19 protein-coding genes are annotated in these 25,570 nt (G+C 39.7%); 15 read left to right on the top strand and 4 right to left on the bottom strand.

Annotated elements, in window-relative coordinates; all coding sequences use genetic code 11:
• The first annotated feature begins 199 nt into the window (after nt 1-199).
• The 6 genes from recR to nadE all read left to right on the top strand — a co-directional run bounded on the left by recR (nt 200) and on the right by nadE (nt 7,296).
• Nucleotides 200-799, top strand: coding sequence for a recombination mediator RecR (recR, locus tag Q4557_RS05340; protein WP_076542258.1), 600 nt, complete (start codon nt 200-202; stop codon nt 797-799).
• Between the two features lie 295 nt (nt 800-1,094).
• On the top strand, nt 1,095-3,008 hold the full coding sequence (htpG, locus tag Q4557_RS05335; protein WP_102435782.1) for a molecular chaperone HtpG: 1,914 nt from the start codon (nt 1,095-1,097) through the stop codon (nt 3,006-3,008).
• 74 nt (nt 3,009-3,082) lie between these two features.
• Nucleotides 3,083-3,955, top strand: coding sequence for a tetratricopeptide repeat protein (locus Q4557_RS05330; RefSeq protein WP_102435780.1), 873 nt, complete (start codon nt 3,083-3,085; stop codon nt 3,953-3,955).
• A 120-nt stretch (nt 3,956-4,075) separates the two neighbouring features.
• The gene (gene adk, locus Q4557_RS05325; protein ID WP_076542252.1) at nt 4,076-4,720 is read left to right on the top strand and encodes an adenylate kinase; all 645 of its coding nucleotides are present in this window, start codon (nt 4,076-4,078) and stop codon (nt 4,718-4,720) included.
• 249 nt (nt 4,721-4,969) lie between these two features.
• Nucleotides 4,970-6,274: an inosine/guanosine kinase gene (locus Q4557_RS05320; protein WP_102435778.1), complete on the top strand. Its 1,305-nt coding sequence runs from the start codon at nt 4,970-4,972 to the stop codon at nt 6,272-6,274.
• Between the two features lie 191 nt (nt 6,275-6,465).
• The gene (nadE, locus tag Q4557_RS05315; protein WP_303411190.1) at nt 6,466-7,296 is read left to right on the top strand and encodes an ammonia-dependent NAD(+) synthetase; all 831 of its coding nucleotides are present in this window, start codon (nt 6,466-6,468) and stop codon (nt 7,294-7,296) included.
• Between the two features lie 17 nt (nt 7,297-7,313).
• On the opposite strand, the gene Q4557_RS05310 is transcribed toward nadE, so the two are convergent.
• Entirely contained in the window at nt 7,314-7,913 is a 600-nt protein-coding gene (locus Q4557_RS05310) for a hypothetical protein (protein WP_303411188.1), read from the bottom strand.
• A gap of 118 nt (nt 7,914-8,031) precedes the next feature.
• On the opposite strand from Q4557_RS05310, the gene Q4557_RS05305 reads away from it, so the two are divergent.
• Nucleotides 8,032-9,477, top strand: coding sequence for a carboxylesterase (locus Q4557_RS05305; protein ID WP_303411186.1), 1,446 nt, complete (start codon nt 8,032-8,034; stop codon nt 9,475-9,477).
• 65 nt (nt 9,478-9,542) lie between these two features.
• Here Q4557_RS05305 and Q4557_RS05300 read toward each other — a convergent pair whose 3' ends face one another.
• Nucleotides 9,543-11,663, bottom strand: coding sequence for a diguanylate cyclase (locus tag Q4557_RS05300; protein WP_303411184.1), 2,121 nt, complete (start codon nt 11,661-11,663; stop codon nt 9,543-9,545).
• A gap of 445 nt (nt 11,664-12,108) precedes the next feature.
• Here Q4557_RS05300 and Q4557_RS05295 point away from each other — a divergent pair, with 445 nt between their 5' ends.
• From Q4557_RS05295 to Q4557_RS05280, 4 genes are all read left to right on the top strand, one after another.
• On the top strand, nt 12,109-12,375 hold the full coding sequence (locus tag Q4557_RS05295) for a DUF4212 domain-containing protein (RefSeq protein WP_076542242.1): 267 nt from the start codon (nt 12,109-12,111) through the stop codon (nt 12,373-12,375).
• A 10-nt stretch (nt 12,376-12,385) separates the two neighbouring features.
• Nucleotides 12,386-14,104, top strand: a complete 1,719-nt coding sequence (locus Q4557_RS05290) for a sodium:solute symporter family protein (protein WP_102435770.1) — start codon at nt 12,386-12,388, stop codon at nt 14,102-14,104.
• Nucleotides 14,105-14,347: 243 nt separating this feature from the next.
• Complete coding sequence (locus tag Q4557_RS05285; RefSeq protein WP_303411179.1) at nt 14,348-16,198, top strand: DUF294 nucleotidyltransferase-like domain-containing protein; 1,851 nt, start codon at nt 14,348-14,350, stop codon at nt 16,196-16,198.
• 73 nt (nt 16,199-16,271) lie between these two features.
• Nucleotides 16,272-16,949, top strand: coding sequence for an exonuclease domain-containing protein (locus Q4557_RS05280; RefSeq protein ID WP_241900982.1), 678 nt, complete (start codon nt 16,272-16,274; stop codon nt 16,947-16,949).
• Between the two features lie 96 nt (nt 16,950-17,045).
• Here Q4557_RS05280 and Q4557_RS05275 read toward each other — a convergent pair whose 3' ends face one another.
• Together Q4557_RS05275 and Q4557_RS05270 are read right to left on the bottom strand one after the other, a co-directional pair.
• Nucleotides 17,046-18,119 carry a ketoacyl-ACP synthase III gene (locus tag Q4557_RS05275; RefSeq protein ID WP_102435766.1) on the bottom strand — a complete coding sequence of 358 codons (1,074 nt, stop codon included), beginning with the start codon at nt 18,117-18,119 and terminating at the stop codon, nt 17,046-17,048.
• A gap of 86 nt (nt 18,120-18,205) precedes the next feature.
• A complete protein-coding gene (locus tag Q4557_RS05270; RefSeq protein WP_303411174.1) occupies nt 18,206-18,877 on the bottom strand; it encodes a GntR family transcriptional regulator in 672 nt (223 codons plus the stop codon).
• Nucleotides 18,878-19,033: 156 nt separating this feature from the next.
• On the opposite strand from Q4557_RS05270, the gene gmhB reads away from it, so the two are divergent.
• From gmhB to Q4557_RS05250, 4 genes are all read left to right on the top strand, one after another.
• Nucleotides 19,034-19,588 (top strand): D-glycero-beta-D-manno-heptose 1,7-bisphosphate 7-phosphatase, encoded by a 555-nt coding sequence (gmhB, locus tag Q4557_RS05265; protein ID WP_303411172.1) that lies wholly within the window; start codon nt 19,034-19,036, stop codon nt 19,586-19,588.
• 145 nt (nt 19,589-19,733) lie between these two features.
• The gene (locus tag Q4557_RS05260; protein WP_303411170.1) at nt 19,734-21,659 is read left to right on the top strand and encodes a hypothetical protein; all 1,926 of its coding nucleotides are present in this window, start codon (nt 19,734-19,736) and stop codon (nt 21,657-21,659) included.
• Between the two features lie 48 nt (nt 21,660-21,707).
• Nucleotides 21,708-24,176 carry a hypothetical protein gene (locus Q4557_RS05255; protein WP_303411168.1) on the top strand — a complete coding sequence of 823 codons (2,469 nt, stop codon included), beginning with the start codon at nt 21,708-21,710 and terminating at the stop codon, nt 24,174-24,176.
• A gap of 38 nt (nt 24,177-24,214) precedes the next feature.
• On the top strand, nt 24,215-25,084 hold the full coding sequence (locus tag Q4557_RS05250; protein ID WP_102528390.1) for a toll/interleukin-1 receptor domain-containing protein: 870 nt from the start codon (nt 24,215-24,217) through the stop codon (nt 25,082-25,084).
• Nucleotides 25,085-25,570 lie beyond the last annotated feature (486 nt).

Raw genomic sequence — 25,570 nt, 5'->3', positions numbered from 1 at the left:
GCTAGCCTTGGCAACAGTTAATACTGACAAAGAAACGCTAACCGAACTGACGAGTTCTGTGTTGTGAGTAGCATTAGCAATAACATCATTCTTTTGTCGCAATCATAATTACAGTACCATACGCACATTGATGCTGATTGAATGGTTTATTAACTTAAATCAGCACGCTTAATTAATAAAATAAGGCAATGAAGTATTTATGAAATTTAGTCCACTGGTTGATGAGCTTATCGAATCTTTGCGCTGCTTACCGGGTGTCGGACCAAAATCAGCCCAACGCATGGCGTTTCAATTATTAGAGCGTAACCGCAAACAGGGCCATAAATTAGCCAGTGCGTTAGAACGTTCAATGAGTGAAGTGGGGCATTGCCAAGCCTGCCGTACCTTTACAGAAGAGCAGCTATGTCCGATCTGTAGTAGCCCTAAACGGGGTAATTCAGAAGTAATTTGTGTGGTTGAAACCCCAGCTGATGTGTTAGCCATTGAAGCGGGTGGCCATTTTAGCGGCCGCTATTTTGTGTTACTTGGGCATTTATCACCCCTTGATGGTGTGGGCCCTGAAGAGCTTGGCTTAGCGTTATTAGAGCAACACCTTGCATCAGATGATGTCACAGAGTTGATTTTAGCAACCAACCCCACAGTAGAAGGTGATGCCACGGCGCATTTTATTGCTGATATGGCCCGTAGACATAATGTAGTGATCAGCCGAATCGCCCACGGAGTCCCTGTTGGTGGTGAGCTTGAGTATGTTGATAGCACCACGTTAGCGTTGTCATTCAATGGTCGTATTCCGCTGTAGTTGCGAACTGTAGTTATAAATGATAGTTGCGAACTATAGTTGTGAATTTGTGTCTTATTTTAAAGCCCAGCTTATGAGTGAGTAAGCTGGGCTTTTTGTTTCCAATATTAGCCGTTATTAGCTCAAATCGATTGCTAATCGCCAGTTATTTCGCCAGTTCATGGTTTTTTTTCAGCAATAAAATAATTTCCCCTTGAATTCTATTTATCGCGCCCCATTTCCTAGGTAACAAAGATTTTTATACCGTGTTGGATACAACATGGTTGATGTATTAACGTAAACAAGGGAAATTTTCATGTCTCAACAAGAAACACATGGCTTTCAAACCGAAGTAAAACAGCTTCTACATCTGATGATCCATTCTTTATATTCAAATAAAGAAATTTTCTTACGTGAACTAGTCTCAAATGCTGCGGATGCGGCAGATAAGCTACGTTACTTAGCATTAACTGATAACGCATTATATGAAAGCGATACTGAACTGCGTGTTCGTATTAGTACCGATCAAGAAAAAGGCACTGTTACTATTGAAGATAACGGTATCGGTATGACACGTGATGGTGTGATTGAACATTTAGGTACGATTGCAAAATCAGGTACTGCAGACTTCTTTAAAAACTTATCAGGTGAAGAGTCAAAAGATTCGCAGCTTATCGGTCAATTTGGTGTAGGTTTTTATTCTGCCTTTATCGTTGCTGATAAAGTCACTGTACGTACCCGCGCAGCAGGTGCAGCAGTTGATCAAGCGGTTCTGTGGGAGTCAGCAGGTGAAGGTGACTTTACCGTTGATACCATCACTAAAAATAGCCGCGGTACTGAAATTACCCTTCATTTACGTGATGAAGAAAAAGAATTCGCTGATGATACTCGTTTGCGCTCAATCATTACTAAGTACTCTGATCATATCTCAGTACCAGTAGAAATGTTTGAAGCTGGCCTACCAGAAACAGATGGCGAAGATGGCGAGAAAATCCCTGCTACTGAAGGCGAGTGGAAGCCAATGAACAAAGCCACTGCGCTTTGGACTCGTAGCAAATCAGATATATCAGATGAAGAATATCAAGAGTTCTACAAGCATATTTCTCACGACTATGCTGATGCAGCAACGTGGTCTCACAACCGTGTTGAAGGTAAGCAAGAATATACCAGCTTATTGTATATCCCAACCAAAGCCCCTTGGGATATGTTTAACCGCGACGTTAAGCATGGTCTAAAACTATTCGTTCAACGTGTATTTGTACTAGATGATGCTGAACAGTTTATGCCAACTTATTTACGTTTTGTTAAAGGCTTAATCGATTCAAATGATTTGCCACTCAACGTATCGCGTGAAATCTTACAAGATAACAGCGTAACTAAAGCATTGCGCACTGGTGTGACTAAGCGCGTTCTTGGCATGCTAGAAAAAATGGCTAAAAACGATGCTGAAAAGTATCAAGCTTTCTGGGCTGAATTTGGTCAAGTATTAAAAGAAGGCCCAGCTGAAGATTTCGCTAACCGTGAGCGTATTTCTGGTTTACTGCGTTTTGCTTCAACCCATAACAATTCACCAGTGACAGATGTGTCATTAGATGATTACATCAGTCGCATGAAAGAGGGCCAAGATAAGATTTACTATATCGTGGCTGATAGCTATGAAGCGGCAGCTAACAGCCCGCATTTAGAGCTACTGCGCAAGAAAGACATTGAAGTTCTATTAATGTCAGAGCGCATCGATGAATGGCTAATTAACCACTTAACTGAATTTAAAGACAAGAAACTTCATTCAGTTACTCGCGGTGATTTAGAGCTAGGTGAACTTGAAGATGCTGCTGAAAAAGAAGCTCAAGAAAAGTTAGCTGGCGAAGCTGAGTCATTAGTATCACGTATTAAAACAGCGCTAGAAGGTAAAGTATCAGATGTTAAAGTGACTTCTCGCTTAACGGATACCCCTGCATGTGTGGTTGCCGGTGAAGGTGAAATGTCATCGCAAATGATTAAGCTTATGCAATCAGCAGGTCAGCCTGTACCTGAGTCTAAGCCGACATTTGAAATTAACCCACAGCATCCGCTGGTTGAGCGTCTAAATGACGAGCAAGATGAGCTAGCATTTGCTAACTGGGCAGATTTGTTATTACAACAAGCTCAGCTTTCAGAAAAGGGCAGCTTAGCGGATCCATCGGCATTCATTAAGTTAACCAACCAAATGCTAGTGGCGAGCTTAAAATAGTCATTAGTATTGCAATAAAGCGGGCTTAGGCCCGCTTTTTGTTAGCTATCACGAAATAGTTAAAAGGAATCAATATGGAACATATTATTAATTTAACTAAAGAAAATATTCAGCAAATTGTTGATGCTTCGATGGATAACTTTGTGGTGATGTCTTTTTGGGCACAACAGCAACCGCAAAGTGTACAAATGCTACAAGTGATGGAACAGATTGCCAATGAGCAAGCTGGGCGCTTTATCCTTGCGAAAGTGAATTGTGAAGCTGAGTTAGAAATTGCTAATTACTTCCAAATTCAGAGCTTACCTACCCATCTAGTGCTTAGTAAAGGTCAGCCGGTTGATGGTTTCGCTGGGGTGCAAAGTGCAGCGCAAGTGAATGAATTACTTGATAAGCATCTTCCTGCGTTATGGGTAACAGATTTTAATGCTGCAAAAGCGATTTTGGTTGAAGCAGGCATTGAAAAGCCAAGCGACGAAAAACTTGAACAAGCCTTAGCATTACTGAAAAGTGCCTTTGCTGAATCTCAGCAACAAGCAGAAGTGGCCTTAGTGCTTATCGATGTTTATTTACAATTGGGCATACTGGCTGAAGCTAAGACCTTATTAGATACGATAGGGCTTGCAGATCAAGACAGTTACTATCAGAACTTAAAAGCCAAGTTAGCCCTAGCAGAAGACGCTGCAGATACCCCTGAAATTCGTCAGTTACAACAATCATTACAACAGCAGCCTGGTAATATTGAACTGACTATCGATTTGGCCAAAGCATTGAATCAAGCTAATCGTGGCGAAGAGGCACTTGAGTGTTTATTTGCCATTTTAGAGAAAGATTTATCCGCTGCGGATGGAAAAGTTAAACAAGTGTTTATGGAAATATTGACAGCACTAGGGCAAGGCAACGCCATAGCCAGTCAGTATCGCCGCCGTTTATACAGTTTACTGTATTAAACACGGAAAATTTTCGTATTAGATATTGGTCTAAATCTTGAGGTTTTACCTTCTAAAGACCGTCTAAATGTGCGAAAATCGCCGCCTAAAAATATGAAAGCAATATAGAGGACTTTTGAGATGCGCATTATACTATTGGGTGCCCCTGGTGCCGGTAAAGGTACACAAGCTCAGTTCATTATGGAGCAGTACGGTATCCCACAAATCTCAACTGGTGATATGCTGCGTGCAGCAATTAAAGCTGGCACTCCGTTAGGATTAGAAGCTAAATCAGTGATGGATGCGGGCCAGTTAGTATCAGATGACCTAATTATTGGTTTAGTTAAAGAACGTATTGCCCAAGATGATTGTGCAAAGGGTTTCTTACTTGATGGTTTCCCTCGTACTATTCCTCAAGCAGACGCTATGGTTGCTAATGGAATTGAAATCGATCACGTGATAGAAATTGATGTGCCTGACGAAGAAATCGTTAAGCGTATGAGTGGTCGTCGTGTTCACTCAGGCTCTGGCCGTGTTTATCACATTATCTTCAACCAACCTAAAGTTGAAGGTAAAGATGACGTCACTGGTGAAGACTTATCTATCCGTCCAGATGATGAAGAATCAACTGTACGTAAGCGTCTTGGTATTTATCATGAGCAAACTAAGCCGCTAGTAGAATACTATGGTAAAGTCGCAGCTGCTGGTAACACTCAATACACTAAGTATGATGGTACTCAAACTGTTGCCGCTGTTAGCGCGCAAGTAAAGCAGTTGTTAGGTTAATACCTACAAAGTAGTATTTTTATACTGTTGAATTATAAAAAAAACCTGCATTGCAGGTTTTTTTATGTCATAAATAAAATCATCGTCACAAAAACTGAGAATGATTGACATCTATCTTGGTGTTGATTGTATTTGTGTTAAAATTAGCGTTTGGTAATAAGAACGTTTCTATTAAAGCGTTACTGTTTTCAAAAGCTGTGAATAACCCATAATCCTTATTGCATGGATGCCTACTCAAGAGAGTTTAAGATGAAGTTCCCTGGTCAACGCAAATCTAAGCACTATTTCCCAGTAAACAACCGAGACCCATTATTGGCTCAGTTAACCCAGCAAGAGCAGTCTGTATCTACCTATATTTGCGGTATTGACCAAACTCTTGTGGATATTGAAGCAAAAGTCGAAGATGAGCTACTGGGCCGTTACGGGCTTCCAAAAGGCAACTCAACTCTTATTGATGATCAGCAAGCTCACGAACTTTATAATGAACTAAAAAACAATGAGATGATCAGCGATGAATTTGCTGGTGGCACCATTGGTAATACCGTTCATAACTACTCAATTTTAGCTGATGACCGTTCGGTATTATTTGGCGTTATGAGCCAGAATATCATGGTCGGTAGTTATGCCTATCGCTACCTTTGTAATACCTCCTCTAAAGTGGACTTAAACTACCTGCAGCCAGTAGATGGCCCTATCGGTCGTTGTTTTACTTTGATCTCTGCTGAAGGTGAACGTACCTTTGCGATTAGCAAAGGTGCAATGGATAAGCTAACCCCAGAATATATTAATAAAGACGTGGTTCAAGGTAGTTCAGCGCTAGTTTTAACTGCGTATTTAATGCGTGCCAGCGAAGGTGATTTAATCACTGAAGCGGCAATGAAAGCGATTGAATATGCTAAAGAAGCCGATGTGCCAGTGGTATTGACCTTAGGTACCCGCTTCTTAATTCAAGAAGACCCTAAATGGTGGCAAGATTTCATTTGCGATAATGTAACAATTTTGGCGATGAATGAAGACGAAGGCGAGGCCTTAACGGGGTTCAGCGATCCGCTATTAGCCAGCGAAGCGGCCTTAGAGTGGTGTGATATGGTGTTGTGTACTGCAGGACCGTTAGGTTTATATACAGCAGGCTATACTGAAGACTCTGAAAAAAGAGCCACAGCCCATTTATTATTACCGGGCGCAATTCCTGAATTTAACCGTTACGAATTCTCGCGTCCTAAACGTAAATCAGACTGTACTACACCGATTAAAGTGTATGCTCATATCTCGCCTTATATGGGTGGACCAGATTATATCCGCAATACAAACGGTGCCGGAGATGGAGCGTTATCAGCATTACTGCATGACTTAGCAGCTAATACTTTCCATAAAACCAATGTACCGGGTTCAAGTAAGCATCAGCGTGATGGCCTGTGTTATTCATCTTTCTCGCAAGTGTGTAAATATGCTAACCGCGTCGCTTATGAAGTATTAGCCCAGCATAGCCCAAGATTATCTCGTGGTTTACCTGAGCGTGAAGATAGTTTAGAAGAGTCATACTGGGAAAGATAACCAGACAGGTTTTCCGTTTATATAATCAGTGACTAAATCAAGGGCAATCACCAAGTGGTGATTGCCCTTTTTGTTTGCATCAAGATAAACAAGTACTTGGTAGACGCTGAAAAATTCAGTAGGATGTTGAATATGCAGAAACATACCTCATTTTAAGTAATTCTGGTTTTAAAAATACATTGGAGAGCATTGTGAAGGGACAAATCTTAAGAGAAATGAAAGTACTTAAGGCGATTGAACCTGCTTATGAAGTCGAGCGCCGCGTAGCATTTCTTAAAACCAAATTGGTCGAGACTCACAGCCATTGTTTGGTATTAGGGATTAGTGGTGGCGTTGACTCATCTGTAACCGGCAGATTATGCCAGTTAGCGGTAGACAGCTTAAATGCTGACAATCCACAGCAGGCTTACCAATTCATTGCGGTGCGTTTACCATATCAAGTACAAAAAGATGAAGATGAAGCTCAGCTTGCATGTCAATTTATTCAACCCTCAAAGCAGGTAACAGTGAATATTGCTGATGGGGTTATTGGTGTGCATAACGCAACGGTTTCAGGACTTGAGGATGCCGGTATTCAAGTCGCTAATAATGATAATGTTGATTTCATTAAAGGTAACGTCAAAGCCCGTATGCGAATGATTGCTCAATATCATATTGCAGGCCTAACTGGCGGCTTAGTCATTGGCACCGATCATAGTGCAGAAAATATTACCGGTTTTTATACTAAATTTGGTGACGGCGCCTGTGACTTAGCACCCTTGTTTGGTCTTAATAAGCGTCAAGTTCGCCAATTAGCCAGTTACCTTGGAGCGCCAGATATATTAGTGACCAAAGCGCCAACGGCAGATTTAGAAGACGATAAACCGCAATTAGAAGATGAGGTGGCATTAGGGCTAAGCTATGATCAAATCGATGATTTCTTAGAAGGCAAAGAGGTTGATAGCTTTGTTGAAGATAAACTTATTGCGATTTACCAGCGCACCCAACATAAGCGTCAACCTATCCCGACGATTTATGACTAATTTAACTTCCCGCTAGCTTAGAGCAAGGATTGTTTAAGTGGGCTTAAATAGCGCCTTAGCTGCTCAATTAACACATTGGGAAACTGGCGGTAATCTAAATATGGCGTGATGAGTATCTGCTCATGCGCCATTATTTTTTGGCTTTCATCTATGGCGGTTAACGCAGATATAAACGATTGATCGCTTATATTAGCGAATGCAGCTTGGCCACAAATGATATGAATATGGCTATTCACACTAAGCTTAGTAGCATTAATGATAATGTTACATTGACTAAAATCTACCCGCTTTAAATCATCAGTAGCTTGCGGATTAAATAATTGGTTGCGGCAATCTCGCCATGTATCTGGCGCTTTATCAGTAACAGCAATCTTGGCCATGATAGTAAATATTTTTCGCCAATGATTGCCATTATCGTTAATGATTTGCTCGATAGCATTTGTATTTTGCCAATGCCATGCTTTGGAGACTTTAGGTGGCGTTGGCAAATAGAATGTGATTTCAGCTTTTTCAGAGCCTAATAAAATAGCTTTTGAGCTAAGCTCGGCGTTTGGCTTAGTCGCGTTATTTGTGATAACAGCAGGCTTTGTATGAATGCTTGGCTGAGTTGATTTCATTGTGGGTTTGCTACTCAATATTTTCGGCCTGATGGCATATTATTATTTGTAAATTCAGACTCTTTTTAGACTATCATTAAAACTATACGGACAAAAATTAATTCCATAGGACTGGCGAATGAAAGCAATAGTAATCGGTTCGACTAAACATCTGTTATTTTTTGCTATTTATGGTTTTATTGCCAGTTTACTGCTTTTTATCGCCGCCGTGGTGTGGTTTTTAACGGCTCGCTCTGAATTAGAGATTTGGCATACAACACGCTTGAAAAGTGAGTATCATCAACAGTCTGGCTTAACAGACTTTTCCCAGTATCTTGCTCTTGAAGACAAGCTATTTAATGAGTTAGACCGCAAAATATACCAACAATATACTCCTAAGCTGGCTTCACCTATTAATCGTTACGAAGCCAATAGCTTATCAGATCCAAATCATTGGGATGTAAACTGGAATCGCTCTTTTGAGTGGTCAAACCCCGATGCCAATTATGGCATTTTATTTCTCCATGGTATGTCAGACTCCCCTTATGCGATTTCAAACCTAGCGCGACATTTTAGCGCTTCAGCCGATGTTTTAGGGCTACGTTTACCAGGGCACGGCACTATTCCTGCTGGCTTAGCAGATATCACTTGGCCAGATTTAGCCAGCGCAGTAGCATTAGCGACTCAGCACATGAAGCAAAAATTGGCCGGTAAACCGTTATATGTCGTGGGCTTTTCTACCGGTGCAGCACTGGCATTAAACCTTCAACTAGAAGCAATTGCTGTTAATAACCCTACAGATTATCAAGCAATGATGTTTCTTTCGCCAGCTATAGGGTTAGCGCCCATTGCAGCAGGCGCAAAGTGGCAAGCGAGGTTAGGGCGTTTAATTAATCAAGAAAAACTGTTTTGGAATACCATTGAGGTTGAATACGACCCTTTCAAATATATCTCATTTGCAGTGAATGCCGGTGACGTTGTTTATCAACTGGCTGAAAGAAATCAATATTTAATAAAACAATTTGATCAGCAGCAATTAGCCAATATTCCTCCTATTTTAACCTTCCAGTCAATTGCAGATGATACCGTTTCTACTAACGCGGTGGTCGAGCATTTGTATCAATATTTACCCTCAGATAAGCATAGCTTAGTGATATTTGATATCAATCGTAACCGTAATAATCATCAATTGATCACTAAAAACTTGTTAAACGAAATGGGGCCACTTTGGCTCAACATGCCCATGAACTACCGTTTAAGTTTAATTGAAAATAGCCAGCAATCTGAGTATGGCGTGCAAGAGCAAAACTTGGTTGAGAGCGAAGAGGGAGCAACAGTAGACTTAGCACTGAAATGGCCAGCTGGGGTGTATTCATTATCGCATGTTGCCTTGCCTTTTCCTGAAAATGACCCCTTATACGGACCACATTATCAGCCTCAAAGTCAGCATATTCAGATAGGGCAGGCAATCTTTAAAGGTGAGCGGGGATTGTTTGGGATCCCCGCAGCAGAGATGTTAAGACAGAAATGGAATCCATTTTATCCGTATATGTTAGATAGATTGGAGCAGTTTATTGAGCCGTGATTATCGCGGTAGCTAAACTCGTCACTAGCTTAGCGATTATGGTTTTGATATAAAACGTTAGTGGGCTATTCTGGGTCACTTGGATCATTAATCACATCAATAATGACTTTATTTCGCCCTTGCTCTTTTGCTTTGTATAGGTTGTCATCTGCAACTTTTATCCAGTGATCAATGTCTTTAGAAAAGTTGGCGTTAGCCGTTATCGCGCCAATACTGGTGGTGACTGAAAAGTGCTGTTCATCCGTTGGCGAGTTAATTATTACTTTGGCTAACTGTTCTCTAAAATGATTGAGATGCTGCTCAATTTTAAGGGCATTGGATAAAGGCAATATCAAAATAAACTCTTCACCACCATAGCGAGAAACGATATCGGTATCGCGTTTAAATTGCTGTTTTAATAGTTTAGATACGACTCTTAAGCATTCGTCCCCAGCCAAATGACCGTAGCTATCATTGACCTGTTTAAAGTAATCTAAGTCAAGGATAACAATGGTAATGGCATGCTCACCTCGCAGACAAAAATCCAGCAAGCTATCAAATCTATCTTCTGCATAACGGCGATTATAAAGCCCCGTTAGTGGATCTTTATCCACTAATGCCAATAACTTTTGATTGGCTTTTTCAAGCTCATCGGTGCGAATCGCGACAGTTTCTTCTAGCTCCAGTTGGTGCTTAAGTAAGTCACGTTTACTGGCGGTGAGGCTCTTGTACAGGTTATATACTTCTTCTGATGTACTTTCATTATCAATTTGTTCTTTTAATTCAGTACCACTGATTTGTCCGAATTGATTAGCCACAATTTCTAATGAGTTAGTGAGTAAACGACACACTCTGGAGGAGATTAAAAAGGTCAAAATGATGGAGATGAATAGCATCAAGTAGGTGCCTAGCATTTGTGTTTCGGCGGTTTTAACTAACGGAGACAGTGGCTGTAATACATACAACTTCCAACCATTGTTTAGTCGATTACTGATGTACACGTATTCAGGTGATGTGGCGGTTAAGTTGTGAATATTGATCACATTTAAACTGGTGCGGTAATTTCCTTTTTCATTTGAATAGGTAAATTCTATCTGAGTGCTTAAGTTTAGAGAAGGGGTGGAATAAATGATGTTGTTATTGTTATCAACGATGATAATAAACTCTTTATCCCCTGTTCCATTTTGATTATCTATCTTAGAAAAGAACGCTAAATCCAGCGAGCCTTCAATAATTCCACTGACCTTTGATTGATCATTATTGTGATAAAAAGGGGCACTGATGGCGATAATTGATTCGTCACCAAAGCCGCGGCCTTTAAACACAGGCGAAACAAACAAGCGCTGATTATAAAAAGACTCAATAAAGTAGTCTCTATCTGAAATTGATAAATCCAGAGGTTGCCCTGTTTTATTGAGCATAATACTGCTGGGGCTTGCGGCAATCACTTGAGCATCAGTGTCTGCCAGCAGCATAGTAATAAAACTAGGATAATGCTGATGCAGTTTGATTAAAACTTGTTGTAATTCACTGTAGGATGACGTCGTTAAGCTGATTAAATCTGCTGCATAATCAATGACCATTTTATGTTCATTAAGGTATTGCTCGGTTGCCGTACTAATATGTTCGGTGGTGTCAGTTAAATTTCGCTTCAGTAACTCTTGTTGTTTTTCAAGAAACAAATAATTAAAAGTCAGTGCTGATAATAACAAGCAAAGGGTGATCATTAACGTCATAAAGTAGGTGACTTGAGCGTTAAAACTACGACGTTTTTGGTTGGTTTTTGTGTCATTTAACTGCCACGTATTAGGAATAAACAAGATGAACAGTGACGCCAAGCCAGCGTAAATTAAACCGTTGATGCTTTGCTTGATAATGGCGAATAACATGTGGCTATCTGGAAAATCAGCAAGTGTCACCATGTATATATAGGTTAATGGCATACCAAGAGCTAACCAATAAATACCACTGCTATATAAGGGAAACAGGCCTTTTCTGCGAGCAATGCCAATGAATATTGCTTCGGTACAAAATAGTAAATATACATGGGGGCTACCCCAAGTGAGCATTAATCCACTTGCGCTGAGTATGGCGGTGACTAAACCATACCAAGGGCCTAAAAGCACAGCTGAAATAACGGTAAAAGTATTACCTAGCACTAATTGGACATTGGCGAATATTGGAATGGGGTAGCAATTAATTACCATTCCTAATAGGCCAAAACAGAGTGCAATCAGGAGGTTTTTTTTATTTATTATAGGAAACTGCAATCGAATACCATGTGATCGAACTGTTATGTAAAAATTTTATACTCGTCAAGCATTTAACTCAAGTGGAAACGATATTGTGGCCCCCGTAATGTGAAAAATCTGAATTCTGCTTGTGAGCTCAATACCCATTTGAGGCAATACTTTCCTGCTGCTTATCTTAGTCAATCACTAAATTCAGTTCGACCTTGGTCTACATTAGCTTAATTGGTGATGTAGACATAACTTCAGCATTTCATAGGTTAAGTTGTTGTTAATAAGTAACTATTTTGTTTTTTCTATAACTGGCCAAACCAAATCTTAGACTAAGGTCGTGATTGTGGTCACATTTTGAGTTGTTAGATTAACTATCGACTTAAAAAATAATTAGCACTGGGGAGTCACTATGAGTTTCGAAAATCAAGATACAGCAAGTGGGTACTGGCGTGAGAATTTACGCTTAGTATTGGGGTTGCTGGCAATTTGGGCTGCAGTATCATTTGGCTGCGGTATATTACTGGTCGATGTTCTTAATGAAGTCCACTTCATGGGCTTTAAATTGGGATTCTGGTTTGCACAACAAGGTGCCATGTATGTGTTTGTTGCACTGATTTTTGTGTATGTAGCGAAAGCGAATGCTTTAGATAAAAAATATAACGTACACGAAGACTGAGGAATAAATCATGGATGTTCAAACTTTAACTTATATTATCGTGGGCTTGACGTTTGCCCTGTACATCGGTATCGCAATATGGTCTCGTGCTGGCTCAACTAAAGAGTTTTATGTCGCTGGTGGCGGCGTGCCGCCAGTTATGAACGGTATGGCAACAGCGGCGGATTGGATGTCCGCGGCATCATTTATATCACTTGCCGGTATTGTTTCATTTACTGGTTATGATGGTTCTGTCTATTTAATGGGCTGGACCGGTGGTTATGTTCTGCTAGCGCTTTGCATGGCTCCATACTTACGTAAGTTCGGTAAATTTACTGTGCCAGACTTTATTGGTGATCGCTATTACTCACAAGCTGCGCGAACTGTTGCAGTCGTGTGTGCGATTTTCATCTGTTTCACCTACATCGCCGGTCAAATGCGTGGTGTTGGGGTGGTATTCTCCCGTTTCTTAGAAGTCGAAGTTGAAACTGGGGTTTATATCGGTATGGCAGTGGTGTTCTTTTATGCTGTTTTAGGCGGTATGAAAGGGATTACTTACACTCAGGTTGCGCAGTATTGTGTGCTTATTTTTGCCTTTATGGTACCAGCCATTTTCATCTCGGTAATGATGACAGGTCATGTGTTACCGCAAATTGGCTTTGGTGCAGAACTTGTTGATGCAGCAGGTAATGGAACAGGAGTTTACCTGTTAGATAAGCTTGATGGCTTGTCGGCAGAACTTGGCTTCTCTCAATATACAGAAGGCTCAAAGAGCATGATTGATGTGTTCTTTATTACTGGTGCCTTGATGTTTGGTACCGCTGGTTTACCCCATGTCATCGTGCGTTTCTTTACAGTGCCTAGAGTAAAAGATGCGCGTGTATCAGCAGGTTGGGCATTAGTATTTATTGCTATTATGTATACCACAATTCCAGCATTGGCAGCTTTCTCTCGTGTAAATATGATTGAAACCATTAATGGCCCAGAAAAAACCGGTGTTGCTTATGAAACAGCGCCTGAATGGATTAAAAACTGGGAAAAAACTGGCTTAATTACTTGGGATGATAAAAATGCTGATGGCAATATCTATTATGCTAAAGGCGATACCAATGAAATGAAAATTGACCGCGATATCATGGTATTAGCAACGCCTGAAATTGCATCTCTGCCAGCATGGGTCATAGCATTGGTCGCTGCTGGTGGTCTTGCGGCGGCACTGTCTACATCTGCGGGTTTATTATTAGTTATTTCTACCTCGGTATCCCATGATTTATTGAAGAAAAACTTCATGCCAGATATCTCAGATAAGAAAGAGCTTTTATTTGCGCGAATTGCCGCGGCGCTAGGTATTGTCATGGCGGGTTACTTTGGTATTAACCCACCAGGCTTTGTGGCCGCGGTTGTTGCGATTGCATTTGGTCTAGCTGCCTCGTCATTGTTTCCTGCCATTGTTATGGGGATCTTTTCAAGAACCGTTAACAAAGAAGGTGCGATTTCAGGGATGGTTTTAGGTTTACTATTTACTGCAAGCTATATCGTGTACTTTAAGTTTGTTAACCCAAGTGCCAATAGCAGTGAAAACTGGTTCCTAGGTATTTCGCCTGAAGGTATTGGTATGCTAGGTATGATGATTAACTTTGGTGTTGCATTTGCTGTTAGCAAAGTCACTGCAGCGGTACCTGCTGACGTGGTTGCTATGGTTGAGTCAATTCGATTCCCGAAAGGCTCAGGTGAAGCGCACGACCATTAAGATTCATACAATATGAATTTTAAAATGTGAGTATTTAACTCTCGGATAAAAAAGCGCTTCGGCGCTTTTTTTATTGGTGACAGTGTTCAATTCTTTATGAACAAATGCTGTTAGCAAGTGTTTAATATTAGTGAGTTAAATATTGCCACTTATGGCCATTGGTCGAATATCAGCCTCAATATAATTTACGTATATTAAATTAATAAGACAGAAAATGATTTGGCAGTAAGTAAGAGGCCCGCGATGAAAGATGCCAGTGAACTGCAACCCATTGTTCAATTTATTAAAGAGTTAGTACCATTTGATAGTCTTTCAGAGACAAATTTAACGCGCTGCTGCAAGCAAATCACCATTGGTTATTACAGTAAAGCATCGGCTGTAGTGCCCTTAGATGTTAGTCATCCACAACTTTATATTGTTCGCTCTGGCGCATTTGAAGTAAGAGACAATCAAGGTGAGTTATTAGATAGGTTGGGCGAAGGAGACTACTTTGGTTTTCCGTCTTTGCTATCTGGTGAAAAAGTCAGTAACCAAGTGCAGATTTTAGAAGACAGTTTGGTGTATCACTTAGATCCCGAAACCTTTGATTTTTTGCGTAGTGAAAGCCGCAGCTTCGATCGCTTTTTTAATCGTGCCTTTGCCAGAAGAATGCGTCATCAAGCTAGATTTAAAGCAAAAGACTTAACCACAACCAATCGTATCAATAGTTTAATGTCTGCCGATCCTCTAATTATAAATTGTAATGCCAGTGTCAGTGAAGCGGCGAAAAAAATGCGTTTAGCCAGAGTGTCATCAGTGCTAGTGATGGATAATCAGCAATTGATTGGTATTCTTACCGATCGAGATTTACGTAATCGAGTGCTTGCTGAAGGCTTTGATGGCAATTTGCCGGTTCATCAAGCGATGACTCCCAATCCCACCAAACTTGAAGCTAACGCCTTAGTATTTGAAGCAATGCTGTTGATGAGTGAACATGGCATTCATCACTTACCCATTATGGAACAAGAAAATGTGGTGGGGATATTAACCAGTACTGATATTTTACGCGGCCAGAGTTCACAGCCCTTGTTATTAATCGGCGAAATCGAGCGGCAAACCAATATCGATAGCCTGATCAATGTCAGTAAACAAATTCCGGTATTACTGCAAAATCTAATCAGTGCAGATGCCCGAGCTGAAGAAGTGGGCAGGGTATTAACCTCGGTTACTGATGCATTAACCCGGCGATTAATTATTTTAAATCAGCAAATTTTAGGTGAAGCGCCAATGGCCTTTTGCTGGTTAGCGTTTGGCTCACAAGGCAGGCAAGATCAAGCGGCCTGTTCAGATCAAGATAACGGTATTTTGCTGGCCCATGAGCCTGATGAGCATGCAAAAGGCTATTTTGACGCCTTAACCCATGCGGTTTGTAAAGGGCTGGATCAATGCGGCTATATATATTGTCCCGGGGATATTATGGCGCAAAACCCCAAATGGCGTTTGTCACTGTCCCAATGGCAACAACACTTTGAAAAATGGGTGCTATCACCCGAACCTAAAGCCTTAATGCATGCCAGTATCTTTTTTGATATGCGCTCCGTTTATGGGCCGCAGAATTTATTTGATCAGTTACAACAGCACGTCTTAAGCAACACCAAAGATAATGATATTTTTCTTGCTGGAATGGCGGGTAACTCACTGGTTGAAACGCCGCCGCTAGGCTTTTTTAGAAAGTTTGTGTTAGAGCGTGACGGCAGTGAAGTAAAAGGTATGGATTTGAAACATAAAGGCGTAGCGTTAATCAACGATATCGCCAGAGTGTATGCTTTAAGTGCAGGTATTACTGAAGTGAATACGCCTAAGCGGATCCGAGCATTGATGGAAGCCAATATCATTAACCGTAAAGATGCCCTTAATCTAGCTGATGCACTAGAGTTTATTGCGCATATGCGGTTATCAAATCAAGGTCAGCAGCATACACAACAACAAGAAGTCACCAATTACTTAAAACCGCAGCAAATGTCATCGTTATTGCGACATCAACTCAGGGATGCTTTTAAAGTGGTTCATGATGCGCAATCTGGCTTAAGAATGAAGTTTATGCGAAGTTATTAATGGTATTTCTATGTGGGTTGGCCTGTGATGTTAATTTAGCTTGTGATGTTAATAGTGTGGAGTAAACAACTTAGTGAATGAGTTATGGCTTAAAACGCGCTTACAGTTAGAACTTCTCGGTCAAAAAGACGAGCTTGCGGCTTACCAGTCGAGCGTTAAGCCATGCCTTAGTGCTACGATTGCGGATCTACCGATTATGGCAATAGATCTAGAAATGACCGGGTTAGATCCTCATAACGACCAAATAATCAGTATTGGTATCGTGCCGATTGAGCATGGCGCCATTCCGTTATCAAAAGCCCTGCAAGTGATGGTGACAATCGATGGAAGTGTAGGACAGAGCGCAGCTGTGCACGGGATTATCGATAATCATTTAACAGAAGCGTTATCACTAACACAAGCCATGGCCTGGTTGCTTGCACAAACTCAAGGCTCAATTTTATTAGCTCATCATGCACCAATGGACATTAGTTTTATCCAAAGCCATTTAGAAAAAGTCTATAAAAGAAGCATTAAATTGCCTTTTATTGATACCTTAGCGATAGAAAAACAACGACTTTTACGCCAACATGATGTGCTGCAAGAAGGTAGTTTACGACTGGATGCTTGTCGAAAACGATACGGTCTGCCGACTTATTATGGCCATGATGCCCTCACAGATGCACTAGCGTGCGCCGAATTGTTTGTGGCACAAATAGCCTCTATTGGCGACAGTAAAACCATGAAGGCGGCGCAATTTATTAGTATATAAAGGCAGTAGCCTGAACTTAATCAAATCAGTTTAAATCCAGTAAATAGATATAAAAAAACCAGCACAAGGCTGGTTTAATGGTTTAGCAAGCTGAGTTTACTTTGATTTGTTCATGAAGAAATCAACAGCTGGCTTGATAAGCTCTAAGGCAGTGACTTCACAAGGTGGAAGCTCGGCTGTAGGTGGGTTAATCGGTGTAGTACGCTCACCCCATTTAACTAATGCAGCCGCTGAGGTTAAACCCGCGCCAAAGGCACATGATAAAACAGTTTGACCTGCTTTCAACTTACCTTGTTCAAGAGCATCACAAATCGCAATAGGGATAGTGGCTGCCGAGGTATTGCCATATTTTGCAATATTAACAAAGGCTTTTTCTTTTGGAATTTTCATGCGGCCGATTAAGGTATCAATAATACGTTCATTGGCTTGATGAGGAATAACAAAATCAACGTCTTCTTTATTGATATTGCACTTTTCAAGCACTTTAGTGCTTAGACCGCCCATGCCATGAATCGCGCGTTTAAACACTTCTTGGCCATTTAGATGAATGAAGAAATCTAAAGAAGATGAATCAAAGCGATCCATTTTGGTACCAAAACCAGAGGCTAAAATATCACGCGCAGCAGGGTCATTATTTAACTCGTAACCTAAAACACCGCCTGGTTGGTCGCTTACTTCTAATACCACCGCGCCGGCGCCATCACCAAATAATACGGCCGTTTCACGGCGAGACCAATCAAGGTAAAAAGACAAACGCTCTGCACCAATAACCAACACTTTTTTATTTTGACCACTTTTGATCATTGAACTACCAAGACCAAGACCGTATAAGAAGCCACTACAGGCCGCGTTGATATCAAACGCGCCGCAAGTTGCACCAATATTGGCTTGCACCGTTGAAGCAATGTTTGGAATTAAAGTGTCAGGGCTTGCTGTTGCTAAGATGATTAAGTCAATCTCACTGCCATCAATACCTGCCGCTGATAACGCATTTTGCGCTGCAACGGTTGCAAGTTCTGAGGTATTGACGTGGCTAATACGTCTTTCGCTGATCCCGGTACGAGTTTTAATCCACTCGTCTGACGTTTCCATAAATGTGGCTAAATCGTCATTGGTCAGAGTTGCTGGTGGGACACATTTTCCCCAGCCGGTAATATGAGCATACTGCATGTGGTGATCTCTCAAATAAAAATTAAAAAATAATCTGGTAATAAAATGTCTTCATTTAATAGAGGGACTGTTACTCCCCACTAAACCTACTTTAAATGCTGGACCACAAGTGCCTTAATGGCTTCTGCTGCATGTAAAATATGTAGTTGTAATAATTTGGTCGCTTTGCCGATATCTTTGCGTTTGCACAATTCGAAGAGTTCGCGATGCTCTCGTTCCGCCGTTGGTATTCCACCGGTTAAAAGTAGCTGTAAACGGATATAGCGATCACAGTTATTATTTAAACCATGGACAACTTCGAGAGTATGAGGTCGATTAGCGGCTTCATATAAGCACGTATGGAACTGAATATTGAGTTCGCTCCAAGTTGCAACTGAGTCCTCTTGCTTAAAAGCTGACTCGAGTTTGGCTAGCACCTTGTCAGCCCGCTCAAAATCATCATCTTGTAGATTAGGAATTGCTTTTGCAAGCAAATCACTCTCTATCATAGCGCGTAGCTCAAATAATTCTGTGACCTGCTCAACAGAAAGCATTGTCGCAGTGGCACCTTTATGGGCTTCAAACTTGACTAACCCTTCAGCCTCTAACTGTACTAAAGCCTCACGAACAGGAATACGACTGACATTAAGTTGTGCAGCAATTGCTGACTGTCTAAGCGGTTCACCCGCTTTGATATAGCCAGAAAGTAATTGTTCTCTCAAAACTTCTACTACAGCTTGGGTGCGAGTTTTATGAATTATTGGCGTTATTTGACTCATTACTTCTTATAATTGTCACAAAATATCTACGGAAGGGTAACCTTTACTGGCGTTATTATAAAGTATCGATGTAAAAAATCTTCCTTTTATAATACATGTGCATATTTAACTAAGTAGTGGGATAATCACTGTAATTGAAATTTTAGGAGTAGTACCGTGAATAAAGCCATTTTTTTAGACCGTGACGGCGTTATCAATATCGATAAAGGCTATGTGCACTTGGTTGATGACTTTGAATACATTGAAGGTGTGTTTGAAGCATGCTTAGCATTTAAAAAAATGGGCTACATGGTCGTGGTGGTGACAAACCAATCTGGTATTGCTCGCGGTATGTATAGTGAAGATGATTTTCACCATTTAACAGAATGGATGGATTGGAACTTTGCTGATAAAGGTGTGGAGTTGGACGGTATCTATTATTGCCCCCATCATCCAGAAAAAGGCCTTGGGGATTACAAACAAGATTGTGATTGCCGCAAACCTAAACCCGGTATGCTTAATAGTGCTGCAGAATTTTTAAAAATTGATATGAGTCAATCTATCATGGTGGGTGATAAAGCCGATGATATGCGCGCTGCTAAAGCGGCAGGCATTAATACCGCTATATTGGTACGAAGCGGCAAAGTTGTCGATGAAGCAGGAATTGAGCTTGCGACAGTAGTTGTAGATAGCATTGCGGATGTAGCATCATTTATACAAAATAACACTTAAACCAGCTTGTAAAAGCCCTTGTTTCTTTTGTGTTTCTTTTGTGTTTTTTTTGGGTAATTTGTTGATTTTTTTGAAGTGGGCGGTTTAAATATTGATGGTGTAAGTGTAACATCTTCCTATGTTTAATAGGGATATGAGAACTAGCATGGCTTTAAGTCGTCGCCATTTATTATCAAATTTACCATTTATTATTGGCTTCAGTGGGCATCGAGATATATTTCATGCGGATGAATCCATAGATTGTAATAAAAATATAAAAGAACAAGTTCGCTCGGTGATATTGCATTGGTTTAATCATCTAAATCCAACATCACATCATAACGCTTCAAATGAAATTACTACTCCAATCTGGATTTTAACCGGACTGGCGGAAGGCGCAGACTTACTCGCCATTGAAGTAGCTTTAGAGCTACAGACTGAGCTAGGTAATGATGCTATTCGTGTCATTGGTTGTTTACCTATGCCGCTGGAAAATTTCAAACAGGATTTCGAGTTTGAGTCTGATAATAGCTTAATATCGATTGAGCAATTCAACTTTCTTGTAAATGAGTTAAGACAGCCTTATAACGAGCTGATAGAAGTAAAACATGCTTTAACTGATGACGAAATGCATCAGGCTGTAAATGATGTTAACTATGGTAGCCTTAGGAATAGTTTATATCTTAATCAAGGTCTTTTTATTGCAAAGTATTGCAATGTATTAGTTGCATTGTGGGATGGAAAAAAAGCACAAGGCACAGGCGGTACTGCTGACATTGTCCGATACAAGTTGGGCTTTGATATCCAATGGCCATCAGGTACGGAACACTCAGCACTACAAGCAATATCAGAGTTTGACGGTCAGACGGCCGGACTTGTGCACCATTTGCCTACAGTACGCTTAAAAAACACTTCCGTTCAGAATGAAAATCAAAGTGTAATAATTGATACCCTAAGTGCAGATGATCAGGTATTGATTAATTATGAACCTCCCATTGGTAAATTATATTCCTATCATTATGAACAAAATGGTCAGCAAAGTGAGTTGACTTGCTTTATTTCAAAAGAATTCAATACGTTAGTTAATGAGCTGAAGTATTTTAATGAGTTTAGTGCTAACAAACTGTCAGAAATAACTGAACCTACCTATAAGTCACCACATAAATCAGGTTTATCTGTGTCTCAGCCAATCTTCGAAGCTGCCGACAACATCGCTCTTAAAGCTCAAACGAGTTATCGCAGTCTCGTTAAGTGGTTTTTTATATTCGCAATACCTGGTTTTGCTTGTTATGAAATCGCGGGTAATTTCGTTAATTCAATTACGGGTTCAACAATCATATCTGTCACATTATTGGCTATTGTTGCTTGTTCGCTAATTGTAACATTCGCAGCTAAACGAAACTTAAAATGGAAATATCAATTAGCTCGCGGAGTCGCTGAAGGCATCAGGATCAGAGGCTTTTTAAATCTTTCTAATATAACTCCGGCTGCAACTTCAATTATTCCGAGACGCTTTCGCAGTTTTTATCCATTATTTAATCATGCTATTTCAGTTGCTGAACTGGATTGGTGGCGCCAAAATGAAGTCGCTACTATGGATGAAATTAATGTCGGTTGGTTAGAAGATCAGCGCCTGTTTTTAAATTCTAAATTACAGCTTAACGCAAGCTCATTAAATGACATTTTGTATAAACGTCCTTTATACGCCAGCAGGTTATTTTCACAGGCAGCAAAAACCTGTTTTAGAGTATCAATTATTTTAGGAGCACTGCTCTTATTATCAATGATTAGTCAACAAGTACTGAAAGTAAATTTGTTCAATGAATCAAACAACTGGTTAATGTTAACTCTACAATACAGTTTAATGACAAGTGGCTTATTTGCTTTATGGAATGAACTTTGTGGTTATGAAGAAACGGCCAAGGGCTATCAAAGTTTATACGAACTTTATTGCCGAGCTCAGTCTTTATTTACTGGCCAAATGTCTCAAGCGAAATCTGTTATGTTGCAAGACTTAGCGAAAGAAGCAATGTTTGAACATGTCAGTTGGTCAAATGCAGAATCAAGTACTGATTTAAAGCAAAAAAAATAATACAAAACAAATAACACAGAAGAATATATTCAATTGGGAACAAGAAGAATGACTCAAGAAATCCAAAAGTATAAAACCCGAACAATAGACGAATTAAAAAAACACAAACAAGTGAAATTAGCTTTTGGTCGTTATCATTTAGAGTGGGATAGCGAAGGTAATTTAACTTGGTTTTGCCAAGAAGAAGATGCAAAGAAAGAAATCAATAGCCATATTGGTAGCATCATTGGCTTAATGGCGTTGGTTAACCAAAAGAATGTATCCCACTTTCTAACCGTAGATGATGCACATACTATATACATTGCCCAAAGCAGAGATGGACGTTTAATTAAACAACTTAACGGCCACGAAGGTCGCATCACTGGTTTACTTGAACTTGTCAATGGTAACTTATTGAGTGTGAGTGATGATGGCACCGTAAAATATTGGGATTTAAAAACCTACAAGTGTATTGCGACATTAGATGTGCATATTAAATCAGTTGACGATATTAAATTTCTTAAAGGGATTGAGCACACATTAATTATAAATGTTGGTAATGATACTCAGCTTTGGTCGCTTAAAGGTGATCTACGCGTTGAATTAAAAGGCCTTAAAGAAGAGATTCGATTCTATGGTCAATTAAAATCTGGTAATTGGCTAGTAAGGCCAATGAAAGGTAATCCAGTTATTTGGTCATCAGATGGCAAGCCGATTTGTAAATTTAAATTTAATTTTTCAGTAAGCAATGGATTTATTGAACTTGAGAATGGCCAGTTGCTAATTAAAGACCAATCAAATGTTTTGCAAATTTGGACTCAGTCAGGGGAACTAGTAGAAAAACATGCAAGTGATAAAGTTATTGCTGAACATTTTGATGACCTTGCAGTAGCTAATTTCGAAACTAATGTCTGGCTGTATCAGCATCGTTCAAGTGATGATTATCCACAAATAACAAATAGCTTTAATTGGTACAACATTGATCCAGATAAAGAAAATTCAGATAAAGAAAAAATAGATAAGCCAAATGAAAATAGCGGCTTTCCTAGATTAGAAAAAGGCGGTACTGTCGAACAGCAGAGGCAAGGCTTAAAACTAAAGCAGGGTTCTGATCAAAGAACTATTTGGGACTTCTTTTTCCGCCCGAATATCCGCAGTATAAAAATGGCTTTACGACAGCAAATTGATACAGCAAGAAGCGCAGAAGAAAATCTAACGAAGCAAAAAGAGCAGGCAGAATTAAAAATAAAAAAACACACGAGTAAACGAAAGTTTGCCAAGTTTGCAGCATTCTTTTTTGCGATACCTACAATATTAATGGGCTTAATAAGTTATTACAGTTATGCCATGCTCGAACCTTCGACGTTAATTACTCATACTGACTCTGCTGTTAACTCAATACTAGGTATGGTTTCCCCAAACGATGCTGGGACTTTTACAATAAACAGTGGGAATATTAGTGAAAGTGCACAACATATCCAAATTGCATTAGCGGGCATAAGTGGCTTTTTATTACTAATGACACTGTCTTGGTTTGGGCGTAATAGAAGCCAAAAAGCAAAACAGCTGGAGAATACCGGTAACTTGCAGCTTATCAATGTAATGATGGAAAACTTTGAAAAGCTAATCAACACAATTAAAAATCATCGAACTAGTATGCTTGAAACTGTTCCTGTGAATAAGAACCCTCGTTTGTTTGCCAGCGCGGATGTACACACCTTGATAGAAAATAAAATAAATAATGAAATTCAACAAATAGCATTACAAAAACTAAAACTTGATGAAAGTGAACTTATTCATAGAGATGGAGGCGCTGTTTTTCAGGATTGGTCGATTATCCAAACTGGTAAGCCAAAGAAAATTAATAGACAAAATGAAGTTTGCGTTCATTTTGATGGCCATGGAAACTTAGTTAGTGCTGTCAGAGTTATTCAATTTATCTTTTTAACAAAAGAACAAGTTAATGTTTTTTATACATATTATGATTTTATTGCAGATAAATTCATAAGAGAAGGGGAAACTGGCTTATCTCTTTTCTATACAGACATCAGTACTGTTATTCGCACCAATGTAGAAAGTAAATTGTTTAAACAGGATCTATCAAATACTGAAATTACGCTTTCGTTAAATAGTGGTAAGAACATTAGTTTAGTCATTCTTAAAGAAGAAAGTGTAAATGCACTATCCAGCGAATTGGTCTCTAATGAAGATGAAGCCGAAGTAATAGAAGAAGTGGATGATGAAGCTTCTTTAGAGCTTGTTCGAACATTACTAGAACAGGAAGAAGCTGAGATAGATACCCAGTTTGAAATAGATCTTCAAACTGCGAAAGAAGATAAAAACGATGAATTAGTTAACCAACTATCTAGAGCACAAGAGCAACTTGTTAATTATGTACAAAAGCAACAAGTGGTTGTTGATAATTATAACTCTGATGAAAGTGTATCTAACATTTCAAAAGATAATCTTGCAGATTTAACATACAGTAATATTAAAACTCAAATTGAAGCTAAGAAAAGTGAAGCTAGAGTGGCTTAATTAACCAAGATTATCATTAATAGAAGAAGTAAAATCAGATGAAAAAAATATTTGTTAGTTACAGCACTAAAGATAATGATGCAGCAAATAAAATTGTTGAAGGTATTAAGCTTGCTGGCCACGATGTATGGTTTGCACCAGATAAAATACTTGGTGGAGATAATTACGCTGAAAATATTGAGCAAGGTATAGAGCAAAGCGAACTGTTTGTGTTGTTAGCCTCTAAACATGCTATCGGAAATAAAGAGTTGAAACTTGAGGGCTCTGAAGAAGTCGCCAATGAAATTCAGCTTGCCAAAAAACATGGTTTGAAAATAGTACCCTTGAAACTGGATAACAGTTTAATTGTAGGAGCATCTGGTGGTAATAATTATCACTTTATTCGCAAACAATGGATAGATGTTGCCGCAGCTTTGGAAAGTGGTGATTTTGATTCGGTAGTGGAACAGATCGTTACCACAGCAGACTCTTTAACATCTAAAAGTATTGACGAAGCTTATATAGAAGAGGCAGAGCTTGCATTACTTGTCGGGGATACTCAACAAGCAATGGATGTTATGGCATTACATAGCTTTTCAAAGAGCAATAGAAGCAGAGCAGAATTTGTTAAGCTTTTAGCCAAATTGCTAAAGTCAGGAGTTAAAGGTTTAGATATCGATAAAGCGAATACGATAGCGACAACCTTACAGCGACTTCGAGATAGCGATATTAAACCAAGTGCTACCTACTTGCTTGCCGTTTTAAATGAGTTCTGTTTCCGGAAAAATGGTTTTAAAACTTCGATTGAGCCTTTCAACTTACTTAAAGACTCAGTAAAGACCCATGAAACAGTACCATTAAAGTACCGAGCTATCATTGATAAACTTTTACCACATGAAAGCCAGTTCGCTGTTGAGTGGTTAATGTAAATATAAACCATAGGGCGTTTAAAGTGACTTAAATCACTTTAAACGCCCTGTTTGTTTGTTATTTGTTCGGTTGAGTGCTTTTTTTTAAATTAATTAATAAAAGCCCTTGCGGGATAAAATCATTTCCCTATAATGCGCAACCACTGACACGGAACAAGGCGTCTAACGCTAGTTACCGAGTCCGCTCTTTAACAATTTATCAAGTAATCTGTGTGGACACTCACAGGTGTTGAGTTAATCGAAATTGTCACTTAGGTGGCAATCAAAATTATTATCAATATTTTCTGAATCACGTAAGTGATGAGTGTTCATAGCAATATGTAACAAACAGGATGTAGATTCTTCCGAGTCTGCATAATGTAATCAGAATTCATTGAGCCGAAACGAAGCTTTTATTTATAAGAGTGGTTGTTTCAACAAAACTTTAATTGAAGAGTTTGATCATGGCTCAGATTGAACGCTGGCGGCAGGCCTAACACATGCAAG

Origin of the sequence: Shewanella sp. 5_MG-2023, from assembly GCF_030547465.1 — a bacterium.
In the GTDB taxonomy this organism is placed as follows: domain Bacteria; phylum Pseudomonadota; class Gammaproteobacteria; order Enterobacterales; family Shewanellaceae; genus Shewanella.
This window is presented reverse-complemented; position numbering and strand designations above follow the sequence as displayed.